The sequence below is a fragment of the Streptomyces sp. NPDC057543 genome (assembly GCF_042801895.1).
GTDB lineage: Bacteria > Actinomycetota > Actinomycetes > Streptomycetales > Streptomycetaceae > Streptomyces.
Map to the genome: position 1 here is coordinate 1 of NZ_JBHVFF010000047.1, position 20,128 is coordinate 20,128.

Annotated in this window: 17 protein-coding genes and 2 pseudogenes; 8 read left to right on the plus strand and 11 right to left on the minus strand. The window is 70.5% G+C overall.

Going from position 1 to position 20,128, the window contains the following annotated elements:
• On the minus strand, positions 1 to 678 hold a 678-nt coding region (locus ACFU8Q_RS11090; RefSeq protein ID WP_384451030.1), incomplete at its 3' end, for a DedA family protein.
• Between the two features lie 146 nt (positions 679 to 824).
• Here ACFU8Q_RS11090 and ACFU8Q_RS11095 point away from each other — a divergent pair.
• Positions 825 to 1,190, plus strand: coding sequence for a YbjQ family protein (locus ACFU8Q_RS11095; RefSeq protein ID WP_376211244.1), 366 nt, complete (start codon positions 825 to 827; stop codon positions 1,188 to 1,190).
• A 142-nt stretch (positions 1,191 to 1,332) separates the two neighbouring features.
• Here ACFU8Q_RS11095 and ACFU8Q_RS11100 read toward each other — a convergent pair whose 3' ends face one another.
• Positions 1,333 to 2,091 (minus strand): MerR family transcriptional regulator, encoded by a 759-nt coding sequence (locus ACFU8Q_RS11100; protein ID WP_384451033.1) that lies wholly within the window; start codon positions 2,089 to 2,091, stop codon positions 1,333 to 1,335.
• A 146-nt stretch (positions 2,092 to 2,237) separates the two neighbouring features.
• Between ACFU8Q_RS11100 and ACFU8Q_RS11105 the strand changes: the two genes are divergently transcribed.
• The 3 genes from ACFU8Q_RS11105 (at position 2,238) to ACFU8Q_RS11115 (ending at position 5,794) form a co-directional block, all read left to right on the plus strand.
• Positions 2,238 to 3,524: an ion channel protein gene (locus ACFU8Q_RS11105; protein WP_384451035.1), complete on the plus strand. Its 1,287-nt coding sequence runs from the start codon at positions 2,238 to 2,240 to the stop codon at positions 3,522 to 3,524.
• Between the two features lie 150 nt (positions 3,525 to 3,674).
• Entirely contained in the window at positions 3,675 to 4,298 is a 624-nt protein-coding gene (gene wrbA / locus ACFU8Q_RS11110) for an NAD(P)H:quinone oxidoreductase (RefSeq protein ID WP_384451038.1), read from the plus strand.
• Positions 4,299 to 4,369: 71 nt separating this feature from the next.
• A complete protein-coding gene (locus ACFU8Q_RS11115; protein ID WP_384451041.1) occupies positions 4,370 to 5,794 on the plus strand; it encodes a glutamate decarboxylase in 1,425 nt (474 codons plus the stop codon).
• 16 nt (positions 5,795 to 5,810) lie between these two features.
• Here the strand turns inward: ACFU8Q_RS11115 and ACFU8Q_RS11120 are convergent.
• The 6 genes and pseudogenes from ACFU8Q_RS11120 to ACFU8Q_RS11145 all read right to left on the minus strand — a co-directional run bounded on the left by ACFU8Q_RS11120 (position 5,811) and on the right by ACFU8Q_RS11145 (position 11,308).
• Positions 5,811 to 6,595: pseudogene (locus ACFU8Q_RS11120) on the minus strand (ABC transporter permease).
• Positions 6,592 to 7,517: pseudogene (locus ACFU8Q_RS11125) on the minus strand (ATP-binding cassette domain-containing protein). The pseudogenes ACFU8Q_RS11120 and ACFU8Q_RS11125 overlap by 4 nt, the downstream one beginning before the upstream one ends.
• Before the next feature lie 79 nt (positions 7,518 to 7,596).
• Entirely contained in the window at positions 7,597 to 8,238 is a 642-nt protein-coding gene (locus tag ACFU8Q_RS11130) for a PadR family transcriptional regulator (protein ID WP_384451043.1), read from the minus strand.
• Between the two features lie 14 nt (positions 8,239 to 8,252).
• Complete coding sequence (locus tag ACFU8Q_RS11135) at positions 8,253 to 8,807, minus strand: DinB family protein (protein ID WP_384451046.1); 555 nt, start codon at positions 8,805 to 8,807, stop codon at positions 8,253 to 8,255.
• A gap of 107 nt (positions 8,808 to 8,914) precedes the next feature.
• Positions 8,915 to 10,372: an aldehyde dehydrogenase family protein gene (locus ACFU8Q_RS11140; RefSeq protein WP_384451049.1), complete on the minus strand. Its 1,458-nt coding sequence runs from the start codon at positions 10,370 to 10,372 to the stop codon at positions 8,915 to 8,917.
• A gap of 54 nt (positions 10,373 to 10,426) precedes the next feature.
• Positions 10,427 to 11,308, minus strand: coding sequence for a helix-turn-helix domain-containing protein (locus tag ACFU8Q_RS11145; protein ID WP_384451052.1), 882 nt, complete (start codon positions 11,306 to 11,308; stop codon positions 10,427 to 10,429).
• Between the two features lie 327 nt (positions 11,309 to 11,635).
• Here ACFU8Q_RS11145 and ACFU8Q_RS11150 point away from each other — a divergent pair, with 327 nt between their 5' ends.
• Complete coding sequence (locus ACFU8Q_RS11150; RefSeq protein WP_384451055.1) at positions 11,636 to 12,136, plus strand: ATP-binding protein; 501 nt, start codon at positions 11,636 to 11,638, stop codon at positions 12,134 to 12,136.
• 85 nt (positions 12,137 to 12,221) lie between these two features.
• On the opposite strand, the gene ACFU8Q_RS11155 is transcribed toward ACFU8Q_RS11150, so the two are convergent.
• Positions 12,222 to 12,464 (minus strand): DUF397 domain-containing protein, encoded by a 243-nt coding sequence (locus ACFU8Q_RS11155; protein WP_266746995.1) that lies wholly within the window; start codon positions 12,462 to 12,464, stop codon positions 12,222 to 12,224.
• A 276-nt stretch (positions 12,465 to 12,740) separates the two neighbouring features.
• Between ACFU8Q_RS11155 and ACFU8Q_RS11160 the strand changes: the two genes are divergently transcribed.
• Positions 12,741 to 13,229 carry a hypothetical protein gene (locus ACFU8Q_RS11160; RefSeq protein WP_384451057.1) on the plus strand — a complete coding sequence of 163 codons (489 nt, stop codon included), beginning with the start codon at positions 12,741 to 12,743 and terminating at the stop codon, positions 13,227 to 13,229.
• Positions 13,230 to 13,292: 63 nt separating this feature from the next.
• On the opposite strand, the gene ACFU8Q_RS11165 is transcribed toward ACFU8Q_RS11160, so the two are convergent.
• Together ACFU8Q_RS11165 and ACFU8Q_RS11170 are read right to left on the minus strand one after the other, a co-directional pair.
• Entirely contained in the window at positions 13,293 to 15,464 is a 2,172-nt protein-coding gene (locus ACFU8Q_RS11165; protein ID WP_384451060.1) for an FUSC family protein, read from the minus strand.
• 66 nt (positions 15,465 to 15,530) lie between these two features.
• The gene (locus ACFU8Q_RS11170; protein WP_384451062.1) at positions 15,531 to 16,757 is read right to left on the minus strand and encodes a DUF2786 domain-containing protein; all 1,227 of its coding nucleotides are present in this window, start codon (positions 16,755 to 16,757) and stop codon (positions 15,531 to 15,533) included.
• A 106-nt stretch (positions 16,758 to 16,863) separates the two neighbouring features.
• On the opposite strand from ACFU8Q_RS11170, the gene ACFU8Q_RS11175 reads away from it, so the two are divergent.
• Both ACFU8Q_RS11175 and ACFU8Q_RS11180 read left to right on the plus strand, forming a co-directional pair.
• Positions 16,864 to 17,841, plus strand: a complete 978-nt coding sequence (locus ACFU8Q_RS11175; RefSeq protein WP_384451065.1) for an ABC transporter ATP-binding protein — start codon at positions 16,864 to 16,866, stop codon at positions 17,839 to 17,841.
• Positions 17,835 to 19,985: an FtsX-like permease family protein gene (locus tag ACFU8Q_RS11180; protein WP_384451067.1), complete on the plus strand. Its 2,151-nt coding sequence runs from the start codon at positions 17,835 to 17,837 to the stop codon at positions 19,983 to 19,985. The genes ACFU8Q_RS11175 and ACFU8Q_RS11180 overlap by 7 nt, the downstream gene beginning before the upstream one ends.
• Positions 19,986 to 20,128: the final 143 nt, after the last annotated feature.

A 20,128-nucleotide genomic window follows, 5' to 3' on the forward strand; every position in this document is an offset into this window, starting at 1 on the left:
GGGGCCGGGGCCCGCGGACGGGCCGGGGCCCTCCACGCCGCCGGCCGCCGCTTCCTTCTTCGACTTGGAGCGGGCCCGCAGGAACTCGATCGCGATCGGCACCACCGAGATGAGCACGATCAGAATGAGCATCGCCTCGATGTTCTGGTGCACGAACTCGATCTTGCCGAGCGCGGCCCCGAGCAGCGTGACGCCGACGCCCCAGAGCACGCCGCCGATGATGTTGAACGTGATGAACGAGCGGTAGTTCATCCGGCTCACACCGGCGATGATCGGCGTGAACGTACGCACGATGGGCACGAAGCGGGCCAGGATCAGCGACTTCGGCCCGTACTTCTCGAAGAACTCGTGGGCCTTCTCGACGTTCTCCTGCTTGAAGAGGCGGGAGTCCGGGCGCTTGAAGAGCGACGGGCCGACCTTGCGGCCGAAGAGATATCCGACCTGGTCGCCGATTATCGCCGCCAGCGCCACCAGGACGCAGACCAGCCACAACGGGGTCTTCAGCTGGCCCGTGGTCACCAGCAGGCCCGTGGTGAACAGAAGTGAGTCACCGGGCAGGAAGAAGCCGATCAGCAGTCCGGACTCGGCGAAAACGATGAGGAGGACGCCGGGGAGTCCGAACGTGTTGATCAGATAGTCCGGGTCCAGCCAGCTCGGTCCGAGCGCAAGCGTATTCAAGGGTCCGGGCTCCTGGATCGATCGATAGCGGCTGCGTGGCCGCCCAAAGCTATCAACGCAGAATGACGGTCCCGGGTTCCAGTGGCCCGCGCGGACATGCGCACCGGGCCAACCGGGACAAAGCTCTCTCCAGGAGGTGCCACACGATGAGTATTGAGGATTTCGGCGGCGGGCAGGCGGACCAGTCGGACGTCCTGGTCGTGACCACGAACGACGTACCGGGCTACCAGGTGACCCGGGTGATCGGTGAGGTGTTCGGCCTGACCGTACGCTCCCGCCACCTCGGCAGCCAGATCGGCGCCGGGCTGAAGTCCATGATCGGCGGCGAGCTGAAGGGGCTGACCAAGACGCTCGTCCAGACCCGGAACCAGGCAATGGAGCGGTTGGTCGAACAGGCCAGGGCGCGAGGCGCCAACGCGGTGCTGATGATGCGCTTCGACGTGACCGAGGCGGCCGATGTGGGCACCGAGGTCTGCGCGTACGGAACGGCGGCCGTGATCAGCAAGATCTGAGCGACGGCCGGTACGGGGCAGGGACACCCAACCCCGTACCGGCCGTGCGGCACGTACAAGGCAGGGCCACCCACCCCCGTACCGGCCGTGCGGCACGTACAAGGCAGGGACACCCACCCCCGTACCGGCCGTGCGGCACGAGTTACGAGAGGCGCTCCGCGTTGGCGGCGATCGCGGCCCGCAGGTGTTCGGCCATGCCCGGCCGCATCGACTCGTAGTACGCGCGGAACCGCGGGTCGGACACGTACATCTCGCCGAGCCCCCGGTGGAACTCGGGGGTGCAGTCGTAGAACCACTTGGCGATGTGGAGCCGGTGCGCCTCGGCCAGCTCCATGGCCCGCTCGCCGGTGGCGGGTTCGCCGGCCTCCATCAGCGCGTCGTAGGCGGCGCCCCAGTCGGCGACCTCCGCCTGCATCCGCTTCCAGTCCTCCTTGGTGTAGCGGGCGGCCCGGCGCTGCGACTCGGCGTAGGCGGCGGTGCCGCCCCAGCGGCGTTCGGCCTCCTCCGCGTGCTCCTCCGGGTCCTTGCCCCCGAACACCTCGAACTTCTCCTCAGGCGTGAGGTCGATGCCCATCTTCCGTGCCTCCATGGCTGTCTCGACGGCGGCTGCCATCTTCCGGAGCTCGGCGATCCGGCCGGTCAGCAGCCGGTGCTGGCGGCGCAGGTGCTCCTGCGGGTCCGCGGCCGGGTCGTCGAGCAGTACCGCGATCTCGTCGAGCGGGAAGCCGAGCTCCCGGTAGAACAGGATCTGCTGCAGCCGGTCGAGGTCGGCGTCGTCGTAGCGGCGGTGGCCCGCGTGGCTGCGCCCGCCGGGCGACAGCAGCCCGATGCCGTCGTAGTGATGCAGGGTACGCACCGTGACCCCGGCGAATCCGGCGACCTGTCCCACGGAGTAGTCCACGACTTCCCGCTCCCTTCTCCGCTCTCGGTACGTACCGAGCCTGAGTCCTGACGCGACGTGAGGTGCAAGCCCGAAACGCCACTCGCTCCGGCACCGTTCGGGGCTATTAGGGGGGTATGCGGCTTTTGCGTCTATAGGGTGAGCCGATGGCCACAGATTCTCCGGCCCCGACCGGGACCGCTCCCGAGCCCACCCCCGTGCAACGGCTGCTGCCCGTCATCGTGCCCGCCCTGGCCGTCGGCGTCGCCTCGGCCCTCATCCTGCTGGGCGTCAGCCTGCTCGCGGAGAAACTGCAGGACGTCCTCTGGGAAACGCTCCCCGACGCCCTCTCCATCGGCCGCTACTCCAGCCTCTGGATGATCGTGATGCTCACCGCGAGCGGGCTGGTGATCGGGCTGCTCATCCGAGTGGTGCCCGGCCATGCCGGTCCCGATCCGGCGACCGCCGGGCTGGTCGACCCGCCGCTCGCACCGGGCGTGGTTCCCGGGCTGCTGCTCGTCACGGCCCTCACCCTGGCGAGCGGGGTCAGCCTCGGTCCGGAGAATCCGATCACGGCCGCCAACATCGCGCTGGCGTACTGGCTCGGCCGCCGGTTCGTGCCGGGCACGACGGCGGAACTGTGGATCCCCCTCGCCGCGGCCGGCACCATCGGCGCACTGTTCGGCACCCCGGTCGCCGCCGCGCTGATCCTCTCCGGGCCCCTCGCCTCCCGCGCCGGACCGGACGCTCTCTGGGACCGGCTCTTCGGCCCGCTCGCGGCGGGCGCCGCCGGCGCGCTCACCATGACGCTGCTGGCGCATCCCAGCTTCGATCTGTCGCTGCCCGCCTATACCCGCCCGCACTGGGGCGACCTGCTCTCCTCGGTCGTCATCGCCCTGGCGGGTGCGGCGCTGGGCCTGGTGGCGGTGTACGCCTTCCCGTACGTGCACCGGTTCTTCCGAGCCCTGAGGCACCCGGTCCTGGCACTGGCCCTCGGCGGGCTGCTGCTGGGTCTGCTGGGCGCACTGGGCGGCCACCTCACCCTGTTCAAGGGGCTCGACGAGGTGAAGGAGCTCGCCGCCGACCCGACCGGCTGGTCGGCCGGGCAGTTCGCGGTCATGGCCGTGGTGAAGACGGCCGCGCTGCTGATCGCGGCGACCTGCGGCTTCCGGGGCGGCCGGATCTTCCCCGCCGTCTTCGTGGGGGTCGCGCTGGGACTCTGCGCCCATGCCCTGGTCCCATCGGTTCCGGTGGCGCTCGCGGTGACCTGTGCGGTGCTGGGAATTCTGCTGGCCATCACCCGGCAGGGCTGGCTGAGCCTGTTCACCGCGGCGGTGCTGGTCGGCGACGCGGCCGTGCTCCCGATCCTGTGCGTCGCCTCGCTGCCGACCTGGCTGCTGGTGACCGGGCGGCCGCAGATGCAAGTGCACGACGACGGTACGCCGCTGAGATGAGCTCGTACCGGAGTCATGGCCCGGAGCAGTGCCCCGAGCCGTCACCCCGCGCCGCCGCTCGACGCGCCGGGCGCCCCCTTCTTCCGTATCGTCACATCCGTATGGATACGCATGGATACATCCCGTAAGGCGCCGCCGGAGGTTTCCGCCATGCCCACGCCCGTCAACGTAGCCGTCATCTACTACTCGTCGACCGGCACCGTTGCCGCCATGGCCAGGGCCATCGCGCAGGATGCCGAGAAGGCCGGTGCGGAGGTACGGCTGCGCAAGGCCCGCGAGCTCGCCCCGCAGACGGCCATCGACTCCAACCCGGCCTGGGCCGCCAACGCGAAGGCGACCGCGGACATCGCCGAGGCGTCACCCGACGACATGGTCTGGGCGGACGCCGTGATCTTCGGTACGCCGACCCGGTTCGGCAATGTCACCTCCCAGCTCAAGCAGTTCATCGACACCCTCGGCGGCCTCTGGCAGGCGGGCCGTCTGGCGGACAAGGTCTACAGCGGCTTCACCTCCACCAGCACCACCCACGGCGGCCAGGAGTCCACGCTGCTCGCGCTTTACCACACGGTCCATCACTTCGGCGGCATCCTGGTCGCCCCCGGTTACACGGACCCCTCGAAGTTCGTCGACGGCAATCCGTACGGCACCTCGCACGTGGCGGGCCAGGGCGACATCCCGGTCGGTGTGCAAACCCTGACCGCCGCCCGGGTCCAGGCCGAACGCGTCGTCAGGTTCGCCCGGGCCATCAAGGACGGTCTCGCCGCCGAGAGCTGAACGCACCGCACGTCCACAGGACCGTGGCGGTTCGCACAAGACCGCCGAGAGCCGAGAAAGGCTGTTCACCGATGCCTCTCCACAAGGGTTCGCCCCACGGTACGGAGCCGTCCGAGAAGCGCCGCAGGCTCGCCCTCAACCCGTTCTACGGAGAGGCCGACCCGATCGCCGGAATGGAGTCGGCGCCGCCCCGGCACCGGCTTCCCGACGGACCGATGCCGCCCTCGATCGCCTACAGCCTGGTTCATGACGAGCTGATGCTCGACGGCAACGCACGGCTCAACCTGGCCACCTTCGTCACCACGTGGATGGAGCCCCAGGCCGGGGTACTGATGGGCGAGTGCCGCGACAAGAACATGATCGACAAGGACGAGTACCCACGCACCGCCGAGCTGGAACGGCGGTGCGTGGCGATGCTCGCCGACCTGTGGAACGCCCCCGACCCCTCGACCGTCGTGGGCTGTTCGACGACCGGCTCCAGCGAGGCCTGCATGCTCGCCGGACTGGCACTGAAACGCCGTTGGACGGCCAAGAACGCCGACCGCTACCCGGCGACCGCCCGGCCGAACCTGGTCATGGGCATCAATGTGCAGGTCTGCTGGGACAAGTTCTGCAACTTCTGGGAGATCGAGCCGCGGCTGGTCCCCATGGAGGGCGACCGCTTCCACCTCGACCCCCAGGCCGCGGCCGATCTCTGTGACGAGAACACCATCGGCGTCATCGGCATCCTGGGCTCCACCTTCGACGGTTCCTACGAACCGATCGCGGAGCTCTGCGCGGCCCTGGACGCCCTTCAGGAGCGCACCGGTCTGGACATCCCCGTCCATGTGGACGGGGCGTCCGGCGCAATGGTGGCGCCGTTCCTGGACGAGGACCTGGTCTGGGACTTCCGGCTGCCCCGGGTCTCCTCCATCAACACCTCCGGGCACAAGTACGGCCTGGTCTACCCGGGGGTCGGCTGGGCGTTGTGGCGCTCGTCCGCGGAGCTGCCCGAGGAGTTGGTCTTCCGGGTCAACTACCTGGGCGGTGACATGCCGACCTTCGCGCTGAACTTCTCCCGGCCCGGCGCCCAGGTGGTGGCGCAGTACTACACCTTCCTGCGGCTGGGCCGGGACGGCTACCGGGCCGTTCAGCAGGCATCCCGGGACGTCGCGACCGGACTGGCGCAGCAGATCGGGAAGCTCGGCGACTTCCAGCTCCTCACCCAGGGCGACCAGTTGCCGGTGTTCGCACTCACGACCGCGCCGGACGTGGAGGCGTACGACGTCTTCGACGTGTCCCGCCGGCTGCGGGAGCAGGGCTGGCTGGTGCCCGCGTACACCTTCCCCGCCAACCGGCAGGACCTGTCGGTGCTGCGGGTGGTGTGCCGCAACGGCTTCTCGTCGGACCTCGCCGAGCTGCTGCTGGAGGACCTCCGGCTGATCCTGCCCGACCTGCGCCGCCAGCCGCACCCGTTGAGCCATGACAAACAGGCGGCGACGTCCTTCCACCACTGAGCGCCGGGCGCCGCGGTCAGCGGCCGAGCCGGGCGAACCTCCGTACCGCCGACGGGAAGAACACCGCGAGCAGCACCAGCGGCCAGACCACCGCGAGCAGTTCGGCATGGCCGGACGCCCAGGTGCCGCCTGAAGCGCCCGGGTTGCCGAAGAGGCCGCGTACCGCCGTGGCCGTGGCCGACATCGGGTTCCATTCGACGACTGCGCCCAGCCACACCGGCATCGACTCGGGGGCGGCGAATACGTTGGAGAGGAAGCCGGCCGGCCAGACCAGGATCTGCACCGCCTGCACCAGCTCCGGCTTCCCGGCCACCAGCGCCAGATGGATGCCGATCCACAGCATCGCGAACCGCAACAGCAGCAGGAGCCCCACCGCCCCCAGCGCCGCGGCCGACCCGTGGTGCCAGCGCCAGCCGACCGCGTAGCCGACGCCGGTCAGCACGGCGAGCGCTGCCACGACTGGAGCATGTCCGCGACGCTCCGGCCGATCAGTACCGAACCGGAGACCATCGGCATGGCGCGGAACCGGTCGATGACGCCCTTGCCGAGGTCCTGGGTGACCGCGAGCATGGTCGACTCCAGGCCGAAGGCCATGGTGAGCGCGAGCATGCCGGGCACCAGGAACTCGGTGTTGTCGCCGTCGACGCCCTGCCCGCCGCCGACCAGGTAGTTGAACATCAGCAGCAGCATCACGGGGAAGACCAGGCCGACGACGATCCGCACCGGCTGCCGTGCCCAATGCGCCAGTTCTCGCCGGGTCATCGTCCAGGAGTCGGAAACCGCCCAGCTCATCGCGCTCATGCCGGCACCTCCGCGGGCTCGGCCTGCCGGTCGGTCAGCGCGAGGAAGACCTCGTCCAGCGTCGGGCGCCGCACCGCGATGTCCTCCGCCTCGATGCCCGCGTCCTCCAGCACCCGTACGGTCCGGGTCAGGGTCGCCATCCGGTCCGGGGCCGGTGCCCCGATCTGCCGCCGGTCCGTGTCGACCACCGCGCCGTCGCCCAGCAGGCGGGCCGCGGCCGCCAGTTGGGCCCCGTCCCGGACGATGACATCGATACGGTCCCCGGCCACCATCGCCTTCAGCGCGTCGGGCGTCCCCTCGGCGGCCACCCGTCCGGCGTCGATCACCGAGATCCGGTCCGCGAGCTGATCGGCCTCCTCCAGATACTGCGTGGTCAGCAGGACGGTCGTACCGCCGCCCACACCTCGGCACGGCCGCGCGGGTCGAGTCCGGTGGTGGGCTCGTCCAGGAAGAGCACCTCCGGGTCGGTGATCAGCGAGGCGGCCAGGTCGAGCCGTCGCCGCATGCCGCCGCTGTACTCCTTGACCGGTTTCCGGCCGGTGTCCGCGAGCCCGAAGCGGGCCAGCAGTTCGTCCGCCCGGCTACCCGCCCGGCGAGCGCCCAGGTGGTACAGCCGGCCGAACATCTCCAGGTTCTGCCGTCCGCCGAGCTCCTCGTCGACCGCCGCGTACTGCCCGAGCAGCCCGATGCGGCGCCGGACCTCGCCGGCCCCGTCCCGTACGTCGAAACCCGCCACCTCGACGCGTCCCTCGTCGTGCCGCAGCAGCGTCGACAGGATGCGTACGGCCGTCGTCTTGCCCGCACCGTTCGGACCGAGCACGGCGTGGACGGTGGCGCGGGCGACCCGGAGGTCCAGACCGTCCAGGGCGCGCTTCTCCCCGTACCGCTTGTGCACACCTTCGACAACGATCGCGTCGGTCAAAATCGTCACACCTTCCCCGTAGTCAAACTTGACTAGTAGCCTCGAAGGTAACCCCACCACTCCCATTCGTCAAAGTTGATTACTCGTCGTCGCCGGGATCCGGGACACCCGTCGCGTACGGGTTCTCCTGCCCCTCGGCGAGCACGCCGACGAAGGGCTCCCCCTCCCCCGCGAAGGTGTACGCCCCGCCCTCGATGCGGGCGATCAGCCCGCGCGTCCACTGCGCCCCGGCGTCCGCCGAATGGACCCACATGTTCATGATCTCGCCGATGTGGCCGAGCGATTCGGGCCCGGCCTCCGGCGTGTAGTAGTCGGTGACCGAGGCCCGCCACGCCGCCAGGCCGGCCACCCGCTCCTTGAGCAGCGCGATCACCTCGGCCCGCTCCAGGTCGACGATGCCGCCGAGACCCGCGGACAGCACATCCAGCTTCTGGTCGTACGAGGTCAGCGCCGCGCGCAGCAACGCGAGGTACTCCTCGTTGCCGCGCTCGGTGATCTCGTACTCGGTACGGGGCGGGCCGCCCGCCGTGCTCGGGGCGGTCTCATGGGCGACCAGCAGCCCCTGCTTCGCCATCTGTTTCAGTGCGTGATAGATCGACCCTGGTTTGGCGTTGGACCACTCGTGGGCGCCCCAGTACTCCAGGTCGTTGCGGACCTGATAGCCGTGCGCCCGACCGTGCTGACGCACGGCGCAGAGGACCAGCAGCCGGATCGCCGACATGTCACGCACTCCTTCTATTCAACTCTGATCAGCGTAATGCCCGCCTCGGCGACCAATTCGAACGCGGTACGGCCGTCCAGGGACTCCCTGATGATGTCGGCGTGCCCTGCGTGCCGGGCGTGCTCCTCGACCAGATGCATCAGCAGCCACCGCATCGAGACCCGCCCGTCCTTCGGGAACCAAGGCGCGTCGGGCAGCGGAAAGGTGTCGTCCAGGCTGGGCACCGAGCCGATGAACTTCTCGACCTCGGCCGCGACGTCGTCCCAGAGCTGCAGCATCCGCTCCACGGTCTCGTCGCCGACGAGCCGGAAGCTGTCCGCCCAGGTGTCCTCGGTGCGGGCGGCCTCGTTCGGCCGCTGCTGGGCCATCCGCAGCCAGTTCAGCTCGGTCTCGGCGACATGCTTGAGCAGTCCGGAGAGGGAGAGTCCGCTGGCACTGGGCCGACTCGCCGCCTGTTCCTCCGTCAGTCCGATCAGAGAGCGCCGGATCGCGCCGCGCTGTGCCTCGACGAAGGAGAGGAGCGCGCCGCGCTCGTCTCCGGTGGCTTCCGCGGGAACGTGAGTGACCATGGTGTCCGCCCTTGTGTCCGTGCCGGTCTCTTCCTGACACCGACCAAGTTACGGACCCTTGCGGTCAGCTTCTGTCCGCAACTCCGAGGGACCCAAGAGCAGAGGTGTCAGAAGGGGAACGCGCTCCGGCCGTGCTGGATGGAGATCCACTTCTGGGTGGTGAAGGCGTCCACGGTCGCCTCACCGTTCAGCCGGCCGATCCCGGAGGCCTTCTCGCCGCCGAAGGCCACCAGCGGATCGTCCTGGACGGTGGAGTCGTTGACGTGGAACATCCCGCTGACGACGCGCCGCGCGAAGCGCACCCCGCGTTCGGCGCCGCGGGTGTGCACGGCGCCGCTCAGCCCGTACGGGGTGTCGTTGACGATCCGTACGGCTTCGTCCTCGCCGTCGAACGGCACCAGCAGCGCCACCGGGCCGAATATCTCCTGGGACAGCAGCGGGCAGTCCTCGGGGAGCCCGGTGAGCACGGTGGGCTCCACGAGGTTGCCGCGGGTCCGGCCCCGTACGAGCGCGGTGGCCCCATCGGCGAGCGCCTGGTCGACCAGGGCGGTCAGGGCGTCGGCCTGGAAGGTGTTGATGACCGGGCCGATCTGGGTCCCCGGGTCGCGCGGGTCGCCGGTCCTCAGTGCGGCCACCCTTGCGGTGAACTTCTCGGTGAACTCCCGTTCCACACGGCGGTCCACCAGGATGCGGTTGGCGGCCATGCAGACCTGCCCCTGATACACGAAGCGACTGAAGACGGCCGCGTCGACCGCGTAGTCGATGTCCGCGTCCTCCAGCACCACCAGGGCGCTGTTGCCGCTGAGTTCGAGGACCGTCCGCTTGAAGTGCCCGGCCGCCGTCGCGCCGACGTGGCGGCCGACCCGGTCCGTGCCCGCGAAAGAGATCACCTTGGGCACGGGATGCTCGATGAACGCATCCCCTATTTCGGCGACGTCGGTGATCACGATGTTGAGCAGTCCCGCGGGCAGCCCGGCGTCCTCGAAGATCTTGGCGATCAGCCCGCCGCCGACGACCGGGGCGTTCTGATTGGGCTTGATGACGACCGCGTTGCCGAGCGCGAGGGCCAATGCGACGGACTTCATCGTCACCAGGAAGGGGAAGTTGAAGGGGCTGATCACCCCAATGACGCCGACGGGCTGCCGGTGGACGCGGTTCTCCTTGCCGTCCACTGCGGAGGGCAGGACGCGGCCCGCGGGGTGCAGCGCCCGATGGATCGCGTCGCGCAGGAATTCCTTGGCGACCCGGACTTCGTACTCCGCCTTGAGTCGGGTGCCGCCCAGTTCGTCGACGATCGCCTCGACGATGCCGTCGTGCAGTTCCTCGGTGATGCGCAGGGCACGTTCCAGAACGCCACGGCGTTCGTACGGGCCGGTGGTGGCCCAGGACCGCTGGGCGCGTTCGGCGGCGCGGTAGGCCAGGTCGACCTCCTGCACGGTCGCGATGGTGATCGCGGCGAGTTTCTCCCCGTTGTAGGGATTGAAATCGATGATGTCCCACGAGCCGGTTCCGGTCCGCCACTCACCGTCGATGTACTGGTCGGCCAGCTCGTAGAAGAAGGACATGCGATCCCTTAACTCAGGTGCAGACTCCCGTCGAACCGTCATCGTACTGATGAATCACGTCAGTTGGAGGAGACCACGGAGCAGATCACGGCTCTCCTCCGGACCGGGACTGTCCTCGTGAAGTCGCTTCATGGCCTTTTCGTACTGAGCGACTTCTTCGGCCTTGTCCAGATACAGCGCACTTGTCAGCTGCTCCAAATAGACAATGTCCGACAGATCGGATTCCGGGAATCGGAGCATCGTAAAAGAACCGCTCTCGCCGGCATGCCCGCCGAAACTGAAGGGCATGACTTGAAGAGTGATGTTGGGCTGCTCGGACATCTCGATCAGATGCCGCAGTTGCCCACGCATGACGTCACGGTCGCCGTACGGCCGGCGCAGCGCCGACTCGTCCAGTACGGCGTGGAATTGGGGTGCGCGTTCGGAGACGAGGGCCTTCTGCCGCTCCAGCCGCAGCGCCACGCGGCGGTCGATCTCGGCGGCGGGCGCGTCACCCATGCCCCGGGTGACGACCGCGTGCGCGTAGGACTCGGTCTGCAACAGACCGTGTACGAACTGGACTTCATACACCCGGATGAGCGACGCCGCGCCCTCCAGGCCGATGTATGTCTGGAACCAGCCGGGCAGTACGTCTCCGTAACTGTGCCACCAGCCCGCCACATTGGCCTCGCGGGCGAGGCCGAGCAGGGCGTCGCGCTCCGCGTCGTCCGTGACACCGTAGAGCGTGAGCAGGTCCTCGACGTCCCTGGCCTTGAAGCTCACCCGTCCCAACTCCATGCGGCTGATCTTCGATTCGGAAGCCCGGATGGAGTAGCCGGCCGCCTCACGGGTGATACCGCGTGAGTCGCGCAGCCGCCTGAGCTGCGAGCCCAGCAGGATGCGCCGCACCACAGATCCACTCGACTCGCCTGCCGCCACTGGTCCGGCCCTCCCCATCGCTTCCTGGACACCGGGGCTCCCCCCTGAAACCCCAAGTGCCGGATTCTGCCATCAAAACGCTTCAGCCCGTACTCATACGATTACGGAAATGAGAAGACTCCCGTAAAGCTACGAAAATACCCGCAGGAAGAAATGACCAAGAACCGGCACGGGTTCGGACAGGTCCGGCGCGTGCACGTGCATCTGCCCTTGCATCTGCCCTGCGCATTCGGAACCATGGCCCTCGCGCACCTGCCTGCTCGTTCGTGTTGTGCCGCTGCATCCGTAGTACCGATACAGCCGCGAATCCCGGGAGTGCCTCGCATGGGGACGAATGGATCGACGATGCTCGAGCCGTTACGGCAGGGGCTTCCCCCCATCGATCCCTCGGCCGTCTCCGGATCGGCGACCTGCACGCTGCCCGCCCAGTACGAAGCCGTGGGCGGGGCGCGGCGGTTCACCAGGACGACGTTGAACGGATGGGGTCTGGACGAGCGTTTCGACGACGTCGCGCTCGTCGTCTCCGAACTCGTCACCAACGCCCTGCGGCACGCCCTGCCCGCCGACATGGCGCCGGATCCTCAGATACCACCCGTACGGCTGCACTTGATGCGTTGGAGCTCGCGCCTGGTGTGCGCCGTGCGCGACCCCAGTCACAAGAGCCCCATCGCCTCCGAGGCTCCCGACTCCGCGGAGTCGGGCCGCGGTCTCTTCCTGGTGGAGTCCTTCAGCGACTCCTGGGGCTGGCATCCCACCCCCGCCATGGGGGCGGAGGGCCCGAACAGCGTGGCGGCACCGCGCGGCAAGGTGGTCTGGGCGCTGTTCCGGCTGTCCGACAACGCGTGACCCGCGCGGCCCGACGGTGAGCGGCGGGTGCTGGGCGATGGGCGGCGCGCGACAGGCCGGCCGGTCGCCGGCCCGTGGGATGTGATCAGCCGCCCGCTATGAGGTGGTCGAACTCCCCGTCCTTCACTCCTAGCAACAACGCCTCTATCTCGGCCGGCGTATAGACCAGGGCCGGCCCGTCGGGGTGGCGCGAATTCCGCATCGCCACATCCCCGCCGGGCAGTTTCGCGAACTCCACGCAGGATCCCTGGGAGTTGCTGTGTCTGCTCTTCTGCCAGACGACTCCGCGAAGCTCTGTGGCCGCCATGCCGTTGTACACGTGGTGCACAGGACGCTCCCCGAGTTGCAAGGTGCAAGTGTCAACTGTCTCGGATCATAGCTCTGTTCAAATATCCCTGCATGAGCAGATGCATGCGCGGATGCACGTGCACGCGGGGTGTTCCCGTGGTTACAGCATTGCGATTACAGGTTTGGACGCAGAGATAGACGTACGGGTTGTCTGTTCGGCTCCACCCGGCTGCGTCTACCCAGAGTCGGGCCCTCCATCCCGGAGCCGCGCGCTGGTAGCTTGGCGCGGTCTTTCGTCGACAAGGGGGAATTCCACATGCGCAAAGTCCTACGAACCGGCGTCGTGGTCGTCGCCGGAATCGTCACCGCCGTCGCACTGACCGGCTGCAGCGGTGACAGCGAGAAGAGCGACTCGGGCAAGGACGCCGACGCCGCGAAGTCCAGCCAGGCTCCCGCCGAGAGCGGCAGCACCGGCGGAGGCGGCGATTCCGGGGCCGGTACCGCCGCACTGGAGGGCGGTTGGGCCGGGAAGACCGACGGCAAGGCGGTGATCCTGTCCGTCGCGTCCGGGAAGGCCGTGCTCGTCACCGAGCAGCAAGCCTGCACCGGCACCGTGCAGGACATGGGCAAGGCGATGCTGACGCTGAAGTGCGCCGACGGCGACACCCGGCGCACGACGGGGGCCATCGAGTCCAACGACGGCAAGACCGTCGTCGTGTCCTGGGACAGCGGGACGAAGGACACCCTGGTCAAGACCGCCCCGGGAGCGATCCCGTCGGGGCTGCCGGACCTGCCGACTCCCTGACGGCCGGCCGCGCCGCCTGCCTTCGCTCGATCCTCAATCCACTTGATCCAAGGGCGGGTTCGGTTACGGGTTCGGATCCGGCTTTTGTTTCGGCTTCTGTTTCGGTTTTGGTTTCGGCGTGCCGTCCAGCCCACGGGAGAACTCGTCCAGGGCTTCGAGGAGGAGGCCGACCCCGTTCCGCACGAACGGGGCCGCCTCCCCCGCACCCGTCCGCTGCAGCGCATCCCACTGTGCCAGCGCCTCCCGCACCTCCGCCCAGTCCGGTACGCGCCGCTCCCGTACCTCCTTCGCGCCCTGTTCGGTGGCCCGGCGCAGCGCCTCGGCCAGGCGCGCGGCGGCCGGTACGGGGGTGGCGCCGCCGCACGGAAGGTGAGCCTCCAACAGCATCGCGACCCGGCCGAACTGCGCGAGGGCGTGCTGGGTGTCGGCGGCGGCGGCGCGGGAGAGGCCGCGGTTGCGCACCGGTTCGTGTTGGGCGGTGGCCAGTGCCTCCTGCCAGGCGACACGGGCCTCGCGGGTGTCGAGCAGGGCGGCACGGACGTCGTCGTGGCCGCGCTCGGCCGGGTCGGCGTACTGATCGACGACCGAGGCGGCGTACCGCCCGTCCGTCTTCAGCCAGTCGCCGAGCCTGCCGCGAAGCCGCGGGGTCTCCCAGGCCGGGTAGGCGGCGTACGAGATCATCGCGAGGAGGCCGCCGACGAGGGTGAGGACGACGCGTTCGAGCACGGTCTGCGACCAGTTGTCGCCCGCCATGCCGAGCAGGAAGACGACGTACGCGGAGACGCACGCCTGGCCGACGACGTATCCGGTGCGCATCAGGAGATACATCAGCAGGGCGCAGAGCACGGAGAGCACCGCGGCCGGGGTCACACCGGGGTTGGTGATCTGGACGATCGCGGTGGCGAGCGAGACGCCGACGATCGTGCCGCCGAAGCGGGCCACGGAACGCCCGTACGTCTGGGAGAACTCCGGACGCATCACCATCACCGCCGCCATGGGCGCCCAGTAGCCGTGGCCGAACGGCAGTGCGGTGCCGATGAGATAGCCGACCGCGGCGACCACGGAGACCCGGACGGCGTGCCGCAGGATCGGTGAACCGGGGCGCAGTTCGGCGCGCATCGCCTTCATGACGACGGGGATCAGCCGCGCGAGGGTGGGCCGGCGGCGGTGCGGGGCGGCGGGCGGTTCCTCCCCGGTGGCCTTGATCGCCTCCGCCGCCGCCTCGGCCTCGGCCTGTTCCTCCTTGGTCCCCTCGCCCTCGGCCGTCTCGATGACGTCGGAGAGCAAGGCGCCGAGCCGGTCGGCGGCGCGGCGGGGCGGGCCGGTGAGGAGGGTGCCGGTGTCGGGGGTCCGCAGCACGGCGACGGCGGCCGGGGAGAGCTTCACCGGATCGCCGTTGCGGATCGCGCGGGCCGCGGAGTCGAGCACGGATCCGGCGGCCGCGAGCAGCTCGCGGACCCGGTCCCGCTCCGGCCCTTCGGACGGAACACCCATCGCCGGATCCGCGAGCGAGGCGAGCACCGGCCTGATCCGCTCGGCGACACCGCGCGAGCCACGCAGTTCGGGCGGCCGGCGGCGGGCCTGCCGCGGGGTGACCGCGGCCGCGCTGCGAGCCGTCATCAGCGGCACCGGGTCGAAGGCGGCGAGCGGGTCGTGGCGCAGCCGCCGGGCGTAGTCCGCCTCCGCGGCCAGGGCGTCGGCGAGGGCATCGCGCTGGGCACCCCATCTCCGTACCGGGAACAGCACGATCAGCACCGCCTGCACCACACCGCCGAACAGGATCATCGCGGCGTGCACGGCCGAGTTCGCGACGGAGGTGGGCAGGGTGACCGTCACCAGCATGATCGCCACGTTGGACGACGCGATGATGCCGCCCGTCGGCCCCGCCGCCCAGGCCAGGCCCGCGAGGAACGTCCAGAGCACCAGCAGGGCCAGGAACAGCGGCATGCGGGAGCCGGTCAGATAGCCGAGGAACGTCGATACGGCGAGACTCGCCCCGGAGACCAGGGCGAGGACGGGCCGGGGACGCCAACTGCGCTGGAACGTGGCGATGGCCGCCTGGAACGCGCCGAACGCGGAGCTCGCGGCGACGACGGGCCCGAAGAACGCGAGGCCGATCCCGATGACGAGGGCGAGCCCGGCCGCACCGCGGATGGCGATGAGCGGTTCGAGACGCCGTCGCTCGATCCTCAGCCCCGAGCGGGCCGTCTCCTTCAGCGCCCGGAGCCAGCTCATGCCCAGAGCCTAGCCGGAATCACCGATAAGCCAGAGTTGCCGGAATTTTCATAGCTTTCGACGTTTCTACCGTTTCCCGCGCCTGCCGGGGATCCCCGGCCCGGCACCGCCCGTCCTCGCCCGGTCCGCGGCGACCGTTCCATGGGTCCATCCGTCGAGGTCGGTGGCGCCCCGGACGCGCGTGGTCGTGGTCTCGGGGAACATCCGCTCGGCGGCGTCGGTGACGGCCATGTCGCGGGCGGCGAGGACCGGGAGCAGATGCGGGGTGGCGGATCCCCCGGATTCGGCCCCGGATTCGGCCCCGGGTTCGGTCCCGGTCGCGGATTCCGTCTCCGCTTCGGCGGCAGCGGTGACGCGGGCGGTGTCGGCGGCGAGCCGACTGCCCAGGCGCTGGGCGTACGCCATCAGGAAGGACTGCCGGAACGTCTTGGTCCGCTTGCGCCCGCCGGCGCGCTGGCCCGCCTCCGCCCTCGTCATCGCCGCCGTGCCCTGGACCAGCAGGGAGGTGTACAGCAGCTCCGCGGCCTCCAGGTCCGGCTCGAAGCCGACCACCGTGGAGAAGCCGAGGTCGCTGTTCCACACCGCACGGCAGCGGTTCGCGGCGGCGACCGCGTCGAGCAGGATCGCCTTCGCCGTCTCGTACGGGGCATCGACCCCGATCCGGCACGCGCCCGGCGCCTCCTTGCTGTGGGTACGGGCGGCGAGCAGGGCCTCGTCGATGGAGTGCCGGGCCATCAGCTCCTGCGCCTTGGTGGTGAGGGCCTCCGCCTCTTCCGGGAAGCCGGTCGCCTCCGCCTTGGCGAGCAGGGCGCGGATCCGGGTCAGCATCCGGGGTTCGTCGTGCGCGGGCGGCAGGTGGAGCCCGTGCGGGGAGGTGCCGGGCGGCGGACCGACCGGTTCGATGGCGGGGAGCCGGAGCAGCAGCCGGTACAGGCCGAGGAGGGCGGAGGCGTAGGAGAAGCGGTCCGGCCGGTTCCGGGGCGGCGCGGCGGGAAGAAGGTCGAGCTGCGACCGCCAGCGGGGCGGCAGCGACTCGTACCGCCCGGTCTCCGAGGCGATCAGCCCGGCGACGAGGCCGGCCGCGCTCTCGTCGAGGTCGCGGCGGACGATGCGTACGACATCGGCGGGCTGCCAGCCGCGTGCCCAGGCCCGGCGGACGAACTCCTCGCCGCGCCGGACGAGTTCCGCGTCGGCCGTCGGGTCGGCGGCCAGGAGGGAGGCTCCGGTGTCGAGACCGGCGTCGCCGTCCGAGTAGAGGGCTGCCGAGAATGCCTGGTCGATCACCGGTTCCATGAGGTCAGGGTAGGCAGGACAGTGTGTCGGGGTAGGGCTGGCCCCACCCCGGGTATGGGGCCGAGTGGTCGTGAGCATGGGGCGCGGAAACGGTTCGATCGAGGACATGACTTTCGAGGACATGACTTCCCCGCACGCGTCCGCCGCTTCAGCCGTGTCCGTCGCGTTCTCCGAGCCCGCCGGGGCCGCGAGCGGCGTCGACGCCGTACGGCTTCGCTCCGTACGCCGCGCCTACGGTGCGGTCGAGGCTCTCGCCGGCATCGACCTCACCGTCCGCCCCGGTACCTTCACCGCCGTCATGGGTCCGTCCGGCTCCGGCAAGTCCACGCTGCTGCACTGCGCGGCCGGGCTCGACCGGCCGACGTCCGGCACCGTCGAGGTGGGCGGGGTGAAGCTGACAGGGCTGAGCGAGCGCCGACTGACGCTGCTGCGCCGGGACCGGATCGGCTTCGTCTTCCAGGCGTTCAACCTGGTCCCTTCGCTGACCGCCGCCCAGAACATCGCGCTGCCGCTGCGGCTCGCGGGCCGCAGCCCGTCCCGTACCGAAGTACGGGAATCGCTGGCCCGGGTCGGACTGGCCGACCGGGCGGGGCACCGGCCCGCCGAGATGTCCGGCGGCCAGCAGCAGCGGGTGGCCCTGGCACGGGCCCTGATCACCCGGCCCGCAGTGCTCTTCGGCGACGAACCGACCGGTGCGCTGGACACCGCGACGAGCCAGGAGGTGCTGGTGATGCTGCGGGAGCTGGTGGACCGGGACGGGCAGACCATCGTGATGGTCACCCATGACCCGGTGGCCGCGGCGCATGCCGACCGGGTGGTCTTCCTGGTCGACGGGCGGGTGGCGGACGACCTGACCGGGCTGCCGGCCGAGCGGATCGCCGCCTGGATGGCGAGGGGGCGTACAGGGTGTACGAGATCTTCCGGAGGCGCCGCAGGGGCCCACCGCCCGACCGCGGACGTGGACGTCCTCGGTCGGGCGAGTGGCGCGGACATCGTCGGTCGCACCGGACGCTCGGACACGGACGCCCTCGGCCACTCGGGCCGCGGGGCGATCAACGACCACGCGGAGGGCGCGCCGTGCTGACCGTCGCCCTGGCCACCCTGCGTACCCGCTGGACCACCCTCATCGGCACCTTCGTCGCGCTCGCGTTGGGCGTGGGGCTGATCGCGGTCATGGGGCTCGGCCTCGCCTCGACCCTCGGCGCTCCGGAGCGGGCGCCGCAGCGGTTCGCCGGAGTTCCGGTGGTGGTGATGGGCGACGACACCCTGACCGTGGAGGTGCGGCGCGGGCCGTCCACGGACCGGGTCAGCCACAGGCTCGCTCATCCACACCCTGTGGACATCGAACTCCTGCGCGACCTACGGGCGCTCGGCCCGGTGACGCGGGACGACGGGAACAGCGCGCGGGGCGGCCCGGACGCCGTGGGTGTGGACGCGCCCGTCGACGAGGTGCGCCGGGTCGTCGGCGACCGCGCCCTGGTGCTGACCGGGGACGACCGCAGCCGCGCCGACCCGGCGGCGGCGCGGGACGCCGAGGGGCTGGTCACCGTGCACGCCCTGCTCGGCACAGCGGGCGGCGTCACCGCCTTCGTCGCGGCCTTCGTCGTCGCGTCGACCTTCGCCTTCGCGGTGGCACTGCGCCGACGCGAGTTCGGGCTGCTGCGCACGGCGGGCGCCACGCCGGGCCAACTCCGGCGGCTCCTGCTCACCGAGGCCGCCGTGGTCGGCACGCTCGCCTCGGCCGCGGGGTGTGCGCTGGGCCTGCGGGGTGCGCCACTACTGGCCGGGCTGCTGGTCGACGAGGGGATGGCACCGTCCTGGTTCACCGTCCGCCCGGTCGCGTGGCCGCTCCACGCCGCCTTCTGGACCGGTCTCATCGTGGCGTTCGCGGGGGTCTGGGCGGCGTCGCGACGGCCGGGCCGGATCGGCCCGGCCGAGGCGCTGCGCGAGGCCGACGTCGATACGGGCGTGCTGCCGCCGGCCCGTCGGCTGCTGGGCTTCGCCCTGCTGGCGGGGGCCGCGTTCCTGATGGCGAAGTCCCTCGCCGCGGACCCGTCCGCGCTGCTGAAGCGGAAGACGTACACCACCCAGCCGATGGTCCTGATCACGGCCGCCGCCCTCCTCACGCCGCTGCTGGTACGCCCGTTGACCCGGCTGGTCCGGCTGCCCGGGGCGACCGGAATGCTGGTGACCGCCAACGTGTCGGCATCGCTGCGGCGTACGGCCGCAGTGGCGGCTCCGGTACTGATCACGGTGGCGCTGGCAGGTTCGGTGGCCGGCTCCGCGACGACGGTGTCGGCGGCGAAGGCGGCCGAGGTACGTGCGCACACCCGGGCCGATCTGGTCGTGACGGGCGAGGAGTTGAAGGTCCGGCCCGTGCCCGGCGCCACGGTGTCCGCGTCCGCCTCGACGGCCGTGTACGTGCGCGAGGAGGGCACCTCTCTGCTCGCGTCCGAGGCCCGCGCCGTGGACGACGCGAAGGCCCTGGCGACGGTCGGGCGGCTACCGGTGGTGGCGGGCGACGTCCGGGATCTGGACGACCGCTCGATCTTGGTGAACGAGGAGTGGGAGCAGCACACGGTGGGCGCGACGGTACGGGTGTGGCTCGGCGACGGGCGGCCGGCCGCGTTGCGGATCGCGGCGGTGCTGGCGCTCGGGACGGGGAACAACGGGGTCTACGTCACGAGGGCGAACGCCCCGGCGGCCCCGGTGGACCGGATCGACGTACGGCTCTCACCGGGCGCGGACCTGGCCGCCGTCACCGCGCGCCTGCGCGACACCGGCGGCACGGTGCGGTCGACGGAGCAGTGGCTGGCCGCGACCCATCCGCGTACCGGTCCGCAGACCCGGCTCGGCCTGATCGTGATCCTGGGGATCGCGCTGGTGTACACGGCGATCGCCCTCGCCAACACGATGCTGATGGCGGGGTCCGTACGGTCCTCGGAGCTGAACGCGCTCCGGCTGGCCGGGGCCACCCGGTCCCTGGTCCTGGCCGTGGTGGCCGGGGAGACCCTGTTCGCGGTGGCGATCGGGGCGCTGCTCGGACTGGCCGTGACCGCGGTGAACCTGGCGGGCCTCGGTGCCGCGCTGGCCTCGCTCTCCGCACCGGTGACGGTGTCGGTGCAGTGGCCGCTGGTGGCTGGTGCGGCCGGGGTGTGCGCGGTGGTCGCGGTGGGGGCGGCGCTGCTGCCGGGAGCGGTGCGGTGCCGCTCGACGCCGGTGCGCTGAACCACCGGCGCCGAGCGGCGAGCGAGAGGCCCGGCCGGGCCGTACGGGACCGGTCCGACAACGTGATTGGTCCATCCAGCCCGACGCGCTGACGGCGTATACGCTTTCATCCTTTTGTTCAGGTTTCGCATGGTTTCATCTCG

Excerpts from the sequence above, each read along its gene's own strand:
- ACFU8Q_RS11115 (WP_384451041.1), top strand. The coding sequence starts at position 4,370 with ATGCCTCTCCACAAGGGTTCGCCCCACGGTACGGAGCCGTCCGAGAAG.
- ACFU8Q_RS11105 (WP_384451035.1), top strand. The coding sequence starts at position 2,238 with ATGGCCACAGATTCTCCGGCCCCGACCGGGACCGCTCCCGAGCCCACC.
- ACFU8Q_RS11165 (WP_384451060.1), bottom strand. The coding sequence starts at position 15,464 with ATGAGCTGGCTCCGGGCGCTGAAGGAGACGGCCCGCTCGGGGCTGAGG.
- ACFU8Q_RS11135 (WP_384451046.1), bottom strand. The coding sequence starts at position 8,807 with ATGGTCACTCACGTTCCCGCGGAAGCCACCGGAGACGAGCGCGGCGCG.
- ACFU8Q_RS11150 (WP_384451055.1), top strand. The coding sequence starts at position 11,636 with ATGCTCGAGCCGTTACGGCAGGGGCTTCCCCCCATCGATCCCTCGGCC.
- ACFU8Q_RS11160 (WP_384451057.1), top strand. The coding sequence starts at position 12,741 with ATGCGCAAAGTCCTACGAACCGGCGTCGTGGTCGTCGCCGGAATCGTC.
- ACFU8Q_RS11140 (WP_384451049.1), bottom strand. The coding sequence starts at position 10,372 with ATGTCCTTCTTCTACGAGCTGGCCGACCAGTACATCGACGGTGAGTGG.
- ACFU8Q_RS11170 (WP_384451062.1), bottom strand. The coding sequence starts at position 16,757 with ATGGAACCGGTGATCGACCAGGCATTCTCGGCAGCCCTCTACTCGGAC.
- ACFU8Q_RS11145 (WP_384451052.1), bottom strand. The coding sequence starts at position 11,308 with ATGGGGAGGGCCGGACCAGTGGCGGCAGGCGAGTCGAGTGGATCTGTG.
- ACFU8Q_RS11175 (WP_384451065.1), top strand. The coding sequence starts at position 16,864 with ATGACTTTCGAGGACATGACTTCCCCGCACGCGTCCGCCGCTTCAGCC.
- ACFU8Q_RS11130 (WP_384451043.1), bottom strand. The coding sequence starts at position 8,238 with ATGTCGGCGATCCGGCTGCTGGTCCTCTGCGCCGTGCGTCAGCACGGT.
- ACFU8Q_RS11095 (WP_376211244.1), top strand. The coding sequence starts at position 825 with ATGAGTATTGAGGATTTCGGCGGCGGGCAGGCGGACCAGTCGGACGTC.
- wrbA (WP_384451038.1), top strand. The coding sequence starts at position 3,675 with ATGCCCACGCCCGTCAACGTAGCCGTCATCTACTACTCGTCGACCGGC.